Origin of the sequence: Methylobacterium dankookense, from assembly GCF_902141855.1 — a bacterium.
Classification (GTDB): Bacteria; Pseudomonadota; Alphaproteobacteria; order Rhizobiales; family Beijerinckiaceae; genus Methylobacterium; species Methylobacterium dankookense.
Map to the genome: position 1 here is coordinate 175359 of NZ_CABFVH010000007.1, position 7412 is coordinate 182770.

Here is a 7412-nt window from a genome sequence, read left to right on the forward strand (position 1 = left end):
GCCGGACCGGGAGGGGAATCGCATCGCGGCCCGTTGACAGGAGGCTTGAGCGCTCCTACCGATATTATACCGATATATCGGTCGTATGATGCGTCGGCGCCGAGGGCGGCGACGCCCGTCCGGTCAGGGATGGCCTGGCGCGGCCGACATCGTGAGAAGGTGCTGCCGACGGAGCCGCGCCGGGATGGAACACCGTCCGCGCCGTCGGGAAGGCATCGCATCCAAGGCCGAAGCAGCCTGCCGGAGGAAACGATGACGCCACGATCTCTCAGCACCGCGCTTGCCCTGTGTCTGGCCCTGCCGCTGGCCGGGAACGCCCAGGCGCAGATATCCGGCGACACGGTGAAGATCGGCCTGATCACCGACATGTCCGGGATGTATGCCGATGCGGACGGCCCCGGCGGAGCCGAGGCGATCCGCATGGCGATCGCGGATTTCGGCGGCACGGTCGCGGGCAAGCCGATCGAGTTCGTCGTCGCCGATCACCAGAACAAGGCCGATGTCGGCTCCGCCAAGGTTCGGGAATGGATCGACCGCGACGGCGTCGACATGGTGCTCGCCGGCCCGAACTCCTCGGTCGGCCTCGCCGTCGCGAAGATCGCCGCCGACCGCAAGAAGCCGTTCTTCGCGATCGGCTCGACCTCCTCGCGGCTCACCAACGAGGAGTGCTCGCCCTTCACGGTCCATTACGCCTACGACACCGTCTCGCTCTCGAAGGGCACGGGCGCCGCGATCGTCTCGGCCGGCGGGAAGAACTGGTACTTCCTGACCGCCGACTACGTGTTCGGCCTGTCCATCGAGAAGGACACGCGCGAGGTCATCACCGCGAAGGGCGCCAAGGTCGCCGGTTCGATCAAGCATCCGCTCGGCAGCTCCGACTTCTCCTCGTTCCTGCTCCAGGCGCAGGGATCGGGCGCCGACACGCTGGCGCTCGCCAATGCCGGGGCCGACACGATCAACGCGATCAAGGCCGCGGACGAGTTCGGCATCTCGCAGTCGATGAAGCTCGTCGCGATGAACATGTACCTCACCGATGTGCACTCGCTCGGCCTGCCGGTGGCCAAGAACCTCTTCATGACCGACGGCTGGTACTGGGACCTCAACGACGAGAGCCGCGCCTGGGGCAAGAAGTACTTCGGCAAGATGGGCCGCATGCCGACCCTCCTGCATGCGGCCGATTACTCGGCGGTCACGACCTATCTCAACGCGGTCAAGGCCACGGGAACCGATGCGGGCGAGGCCGTGATGAAGCAGGTCAAGGCGACGCCGATCAACGACTTCTTCGCCAAGGGCGGCTACGTGCGCCCGGACGGGCGGATGATCCACGATATGTATCTCGTCCAGGTCAAGACTCCCGAAGAGTCCAAGTATCCGTGGGATTACTACAAGCTCATCAAGGTCATTCCCGGCGAGGAGGCTGCGACCTCGAAGGCCGAATCGCGCTGCGCCCTCTGGACGGCCGCCAACTGAGCGCGAAGCTTCGGGAGACGGCCATGCTTCTCGACCTCACCGACGACGAGCGCGCCCTCAAGGACGGGCTCGAATCCTTCGCCGACCGGGAACTCGCGCCGCGGATCGCCCCCTTCGTCGAGCGCCACGCCTTCCCCTCGGAGCTGGTGCGCACCTTCGCAGGGCTCGGCTTCATGGGCACCGCCTACGATCCCGCCTATGCGGGCGGCGGCTTCGGGGCGCGCGGCGCCGCGATCGTCGCGGAGGCGCTGGCCCGGATCGAGCCGGGCTTCGCTGCGATCTATCTCTGCAACGCGGCACCGATGAGCGTCATCGCTCATTTCGGATCGGACGCCCTGAAGCGGGAATGGCTGACCCCGCTATGCCGGGGCGATTGCATCGCGTCGTTCGGGGTGAGCGAGCCGCAGGGCGGATCGGATGTGGCGAGCACCCGCACCCGGGCTGTCCGGGACGGGGACGACTGGATCCTGACCGGCGCGAAGGTCTTCTCCACCAATGCCGGCACCGACCTGCACGGGCTCTCGACCGTCGTCGCCGTGACCGATCCGGACAAGGGGCCGCGGGGCCTGTCGACCTTCGTCGTCCCGGTCGGAACCCCCGGCTTCCGGGTCGGCAAGGCCGGACGCAAGGTCGGCTGGCGCATCGCGCCGTCGGTCGAGCTGTTCTTCGACGCATGCCGGATCCCCGGGCGCCTGATGGTCGGCGCAGAAGGAGACGGGCTGAAGCAGATCCTGACCACCCTGAGCCTCGGCCGCATCCTCGTCGGCGCGGCGGCCCTCGGGCTGTCGCGCAAGGCGCTCGGCCTGGCGGCAAGCTACGGGCGCGAGCGCAAGGTCGGCGGCCGGCCGATCTTCGAGAACCAGGGCCTCACCTTCCCCCTGGCCGACGCGATGACGCGCATCCATGCGGCCGAACTGATGATCCGCAACGCCGCCTGCCTCGCCGATGCCGGCCGTCCCTGCCGCATCGAGACGTCGATGGCCAAGCTGTTCGCCAGCGAGCTGGCCGGCGAGATCGCCGACCTCGCCGTTCAGGTCCATGGCGGCTACGGCATCTTCGAGGAATACGAGGTCTCGGGCCTTCTGGGTGAGGCCAAGGTCCTGCAGATCGTGGAGGGGACGAGCGAGGTCCAGCGCCTGATCATCGCCCGCGAACTGCAGGAGGCCTGATCCGGCGGCCGGACGCTCAGGAGCGCGCGTGGACGGCGCGCCGCTCCAGGGCGTTGCGCGTGAGCGTCTCCAGGAAGTCGAGGAAGGCGGCCGCATGCCGGGACGCCGCTTCGATGCTGCCGTCCGCGACGGCGCGGAGCGTCGCTCCGTGCAGGTGGGCGGCCTGCTCGAACAGGCCGCGTCCCTCGACCTGCGAGTACCAGAAGCGCCGGGATTGCCCGTGGATCACCGCGATGGTGCTGGCCAGCATGTCGTTGTGCGAGACGCAGGCGAGGGCGTGATGTACGGCCCGGTTCAGGCGCAGATAGGCGGTCTGGTCTCCGGCCTGGCCTGCGGCCTCGAGATCGTCGGCGAGCGCGCGCAGGTGCTCGCGCTCGGAGGAGCTCGCGCGCTCGGCGCCGAGCCGCACCATGAGGTCTTCGAGGGAGCGGCGCACCTCGAGGAGATCGAGCTGCCGCACCACGTCGATCGGCGCCACCAGGATGCCGCGGCTCGCGTGGATCTCGACATAGCCCTCGAGCTTCAGCCGCTGCAGCGCCTCGCGCAGGGGCGTGCGCCCGCAGCCGAGATCGTCGCTCAGGCGTTTCTCAGAGATCATCTGACCTGGGGCAAGCACCCGCGTGACGATCATCTCCTCGACCCGGCAATAGGCCGCGTCGGCTTGAGACATTGAAGCGGTCTTGGTCAGCATCAGGGATCTTCGACACGGGCCCGTCCCCCGAGTTCGTAGACGAGGGAATTCTCGATGCCAACACGATGCGGTTGACAAGCCACCGTGCCGGCCGTACCGATACACGACCGATATACCGGTGCCATAACGGAAATCGGGGAGGAAAGCATGGACCGTCGTGACCGGATCCGGTTGCAGTCGGATGTCCTGATCGTCGGCGGCGGTGCGGCCGGCGTCGCCACCGCCGTCACGGCCGCGCGCCAGGGCCTCAAGGTCACGCTCGTGGAGCGCTACGGCTTCTGCGGCGGCGGGGCCGTCGCGGGCCTGTCGGGAACGGTCTGCGGCCTCTACGCGGCGACGGACGACCGGTCGGCGCCTCCCGAGCAGGTCGTGTTCGGGTTCGCCGACGAGTTCTGCCGCCGCCTCGATGCGCTCGGCGGCCTCAGCGCGCCCATGCCCTACGGCAAGACCTTCACCCGGGTGCACGATCCGCTGATCTGGCGGGAGACGGCCGACAGCTTCCTGCGCGAGGCCGGCGTCGAGGTGATCTTTCACGCGGTCGCCACGGGCGTCCGGGGCGAGGGCGACCGGATCGAAGGGCTCGAGATCTGGACGAAGGAGGGGCCGGTCGATGCCCAGGCCGGCATCGTCGTGGATGCGAGCGGCGATGCCGACGTGGTCGCCCTCGCCGGGCTGCCCTCCTTCATCGGCGACAACGGCAGCGTCCAGAACCCGACCATGATCTTCCGCCTGATGGGCGTCGATGTCGCCCGCTTCAAGGCGGAGTACGGCGAGGATACGATCATGCCCGAGCGGATCTCGGAGCTGATCCGCCGCAAGGACAATCTCGGCGAGTACGACCTGCCGCGCGCCAAGATCTGGCTCTTCCCGACGACGCGCCCCGGGGAGCTGCTGTGCAACTGCACCCGGGTGCTCGGCCCGGACGGGCGCGAACTGAACACCCTGCGCTGGCGCGACTTCACCGATGCGGAGTTCGAGGGGCGCCGCCAGATGCGCGAATACGCGCGCTTCTTCCGCGACAATCTCGCCGGATGCGAGAATTCCTTCGTGAACGACACGGGCGTGCAGGTCGGCGTGCGCCAGACCCGGCAGCTGTCCGGCGTGGCGCGCCTGATGAACGCGGACGTGGTCGCGGGCACCAAGAGCCGGGAGGGCATCGCCCGCTCGCCCTGGCCGATCGAGCTCCATACCGGCGAGAAGCCGCGCGTCGAGTGGCTGCTCGACGACTACTACGAGGTGCCGTTCGGCTGCTTCGTGCCGGAGCGCGGCGAAGGTCTGCTCGCCGCCGGACGCTGCCTGTCCGCGGAGCATGAGGCCGTCGCCTCGGCGCGGGTCACCGCCCAGTGCTTCGCCTACGGCCACGCCGTCGGCCACGCGGCCGCGCTCGCGGTCAGGGAGAAGATCTCGGCCCGGGCGATCTCGGGCGTCGATCTGCGCGCGATCCTCGATGGGGACGGGGCCCGGCTGGGCTGATGCGGCGGCGCGGCCCGGAAGGCTCGAAGAGGACCTGAGCATGGTGACGGTGGAAACCAGGGGATCGGTCGCGGTCCTGACCCTCGATCGCGCGGCGCGGCGCAACGCGCTCGGCACGGAATCGATGCGCGTCCTGTCGGCGGCCCTGCGCGACGCCGATGCGGATCCCGCGGTGCGGGTGATCGTGCTGACGGGCGCGCCGCCGGCCTTCTGCGCGGGCAGCGACCTGAAGGAACTCGGCGGCCTCTCGATCCCGGCCATGTGCGATCATGAGGCCGAGACCGCCGCCGTGGTGCGTGGCATCGGCTTCCTGAGCAAGCCGGTCGTCGCCGCGGTCGAAGGCTACGCGCTGGGCGGCGGCTTCATCCTCGCCGTCTCGTGCGACGTGGTGGTCAGCGCCGAGAACGTGCGCTGGCACCTCGCCGAGGTCACGAACGGCTGGCTCCCCGTCTGGGGATTGCAGGCGCTCACGGCGCGCGTGGGGCCGGTGCGGGCCCGTCTCCTGACCTGGGGCGCCGAGCCGATCGACGGCCGCGAGGCGCTGCGCCTCGGCGTCGCCGATTACGATGCGCCTGCCGGCGGCGCCCTCGACCGGGCGATGGCCGTCGCGGACGGCCTCGCCAGGCTTCCCGCCGAGGCGGTGGTCTCCGCCAAGCGCTTCTTCGAGCCCTTCGTGATGGCCGATGCCGAACGGCTCGACAGCGTCGCGTCGCGCATGTTCGCGCGCGACTGCGAATCCTCCGCCGCCCAGGCGACTCTCTCCCGCTTCACGGTGACGAAATGAGCAAGGTCGTCGACGCTGCCCGCATCGCGGAGACCATTCGCGACGGCTCGACCGTGGCCTCGGTCGGCGTGATCGGCTGGATCACGCCCGATCGCATCCTCAAGGCCGTGGGCGACCGGTTCCGCGAGACCGGCTCCCCCCGCGACCTGACCTTCTACTTCCCCTGCGGGACGGGGGATGCCCAGGGCATCAAGGGCATGGACCACGTCGCCCAGGAAGGGCTGATGAAGCGGATCGTCTCCGGGTCCTTCATCAACCCGGTCGATCCCGTCACCGGAAAGCGCCCGGAGCTGATGCGGCTCGTCCGCGAGAACCGCATCGAGGCCTATTCCTGGCCGATCGGCGCCTCGATGCACTGGCTGCGCGAGGTGGCCCGCAAGAGTCCCGGCTACATCACCCGGGTCGGGCTCGGAACCTACATCGATCCGGAGAACGGCGGGGGCAAGTTCACCACCAAGGCGACGGAGGATCTCGTCCGCGCGATCGAGCTCGATGGCGAGCGCCTGCTCTACTATCCGACCTGGGCCATCGACACGGCGATCGTGCGCGCCTCCTCCGCCGACGAGGAGGGCAACCTCTCCTTCGAGGACGAGCCGCTGACCTCCTCGAACCTCGCCCTCGTCCTCGCCTGCAAGGCCTCCGGGGGCAGGGTCGTCGCCCAGGTCCGCCGGATCGTGCCGCACGGCGCGCGGCCGGCGAGCGCCGTCCAGGTGCCCGGCATGTTCGTCGACGCGATCGTCGTCGACGAGGCGATGATGATGACGACGGGTGTCGCCTACGAGCCGTCCTATTTCAGTGGGACGCGCATGCCGCTCGCGCAGCTGCCGCGCCCCGAGATGGGCCCCGACAAGGTGATCGCCGCCAGGGCGGCGAAGGAAGTGCGGCGTCACGAACTGTCGATCTTCGGCTTCGGCGCGGCGGCCGACATCCCGCTCGTCATGAACGAGCAGGGCCTGTTCGACGATGGCGCGATGAAGGATTGGTGGTTCACCACCGAGCACGGCTCCTATGGCGGGGTGGTGATGTCGGGCTGGCAGTTCTCTGCCAACGTCAACCCGGACGCGATCCTCGACGGCGTCTCGCAGTTCGACGTAATCGATGGCGGTCTCTGCCGGTTCGCGGCGCTCGCCTTCGCCCAGTTCGACGCCCAGGGGCGGGTCAATGTCAGCCGCTTCGGTGCGGCCAATCCGGGCGCCGGCGGCTTCATCGACATCGCGGAACGGGCGGAGCGGCTGGTCTTCACCGGCACCATGACGACCGGCGGCCTCGAGATCGCCTACGAGCACGGGCGCACCCGGATCATCCGCGAAGGCAAGGTCAGGAAGTTCGCCAGAAGCGTCGAGAGCATCACCTACGATGTCGGCGCAGGCGTGCGCGCGCGTGGCCAGAGCGCCATGATCGTGACCGAGCGGGCCGTGTTCGACGTGACCCCGGACGGCCTCGTTCTCACGGAGATCGCGCCGGGCATCGACCTGGAGCGCGACGTCCTCGGCCAGATGGAGTTCGCGCCGGTCCGGATCTCGGACGCGCTGCGGGAGATGGATCCAGGCCTCTTCCACGAGCGGATGCAGCTGGATCTGGCGGGCTGAGGCACCGGCCGCGCGACGCTGTACGCGGATCGGCCAGGGCCGGTCCGCATTCACGAGCCCCGAAGACGGGCGCGGCACTACGGGAGGAGTCGATGCACGGGGCGCAATCTGTCCCACGGCGCGAGCCTGAGATCGTTCTGGCGACGAGCGGATTGACGAAGGAGTTCAAGGGGTTCCGCGCCGTGAGCGGCGTGACCCTTGAGGTCGCGCGCGGCACGATCCACGCGCTGATCGGC

6 protein-coding genes and 1 pseudogene are annotated in these 7412 nt (G+C 69.2%); 6 read left to right on the forward strand and 1 reads right to left on the reverse strand.

Annotation, left to right across the window (positions count from 1 at the left end):
• The first annotated feature begins 252 nt into the window (after positions 1-252).
• On the forward strand, positions 253-1470 hold the full coding sequence (locus MTDSW087_RS08775; protein WP_144762865.1) for an ABC transporter substrate-binding protein: 1218 nt from the start codon (positions 253-255) through the stop codon (positions 1468-1470).
• A 23-nt stretch (positions 1471-1493) separates the two neighbouring features.
• Positions 1494-2639, forward strand: a complete 1146-nt coding sequence (locus tag MTDSW087_RS08780; RefSeq protein WP_144762867.1) for an acyl-CoA dehydrogenase family protein — start codon at positions 1494-1496, stop codon at positions 2637-2639.
• 16 nt (positions 2640-2655) lie between these two features.
• Here MTDSW087_RS08780 and MTDSW087_RS08785 read toward each other — a convergent pair whose 3' ends face one another.
• Complete coding sequence (locus MTDSW087_RS08785; RefSeq protein WP_144762869.1) at positions 2656-3330, reverse strand: GntR family transcriptional regulator; 675 nt, start codon at positions 3328-3330, stop codon at positions 2656-2658.
• A gap of 147 nt (positions 3331-3477) precedes the next feature.
• Here MTDSW087_RS08785 and MTDSW087_RS08795 point away from each other — a divergent pair, with 147 nt between their 5' ends.
• The 4 genes and pseudogenes from MTDSW087_RS08795 to MTDSW087_RS30750 form a co-directional block, all read left to right on the forward strand.
• Positions 3478-4803, forward strand: a complete 1326-nt coding sequence (locus MTDSW087_RS08795) for an FAD-dependent oxidoreductase (RefSeq protein WP_144762873.1) — start codon at positions 3478-3480, stop codon at positions 4801-4803.
• Positions 4804-4843: 40 nt separating this feature from the next.
• Positions 4844-5587: an enoyl-CoA hydratase/isomerase family protein gene (locus MTDSW087_RS08800; RefSeq protein WP_144762875.1), complete on the forward strand. Its 744-nt coding sequence runs from the start codon at positions 4844-4846 to the stop codon at positions 5585-5587.
• Positions 5584-7176: an acyl CoA:acetate/3-ketoacid CoA transferase gene (locus tag MTDSW087_RS08805; RefSeq protein WP_144762877.1), complete on the forward strand. Its 1593-nt coding sequence runs from the start codon at positions 5584-5586 to the stop codon at positions 7174-7176. The genes MTDSW087_RS08800 and MTDSW087_RS08805 overlap by 4 nt, the downstream gene beginning before the upstream one ends.
• A 92-nt stretch (positions 7177-7268) precedes the next feature.
• A pseudogene (locus MTDSW087_RS30750) lies at positions 7269-7412 on the forward strand (ABC transporter ATP-binding protein); the annotation flags it as partial.

What these genes read in the sequence shown, in the direction of transcription:
- MTDSW087_RS08775 (WP_144762865.1), top strand. Translation starts at nt 253, where the DNA reads ATGACGCCACGATCTCTCAGCACCGCGCTTGCCCTGTGTCTGGCCCTG.
- MTDSW087_RS08780 (WP_144762867.1), top strand. Translation starts at nt 1,494, where the DNA reads ATGCTTCTCGACCTCACCGACGACGAGCGCGCCCTCAAGGACGGGCTC.
- MTDSW087_RS08785 (WP_144762869.1), bottom strand. Translation starts at nt 3,330, where the DNA reads ATGCTGACCAAGACCGCTTCAATGTCTCAAGCCGACGCGGCCTATTGC.
- MTDSW087_RS08795 (WP_144762873.1), top strand. Translation starts at nt 3,478, where the DNA reads ATGGACCGTCGTGACCGGATCCGGTTGCAGTCGGATGTCCTGATCGTC.
- MTDSW087_RS08800 (WP_144762875.1), top strand. Translation starts at nt 4,844, where the DNA reads ATGGTGACGGTGGAAACCAGGGGATCGGTCGCGGTCCTGACCCTCGAT.
- MTDSW087_RS08805 (WP_144762877.1), top strand. Translation starts at nt 5,584, where the DNA reads ATGAGCAAGGTCGTCGACGCTGCCCGCATCGCGGAGACCATTCGCGAC.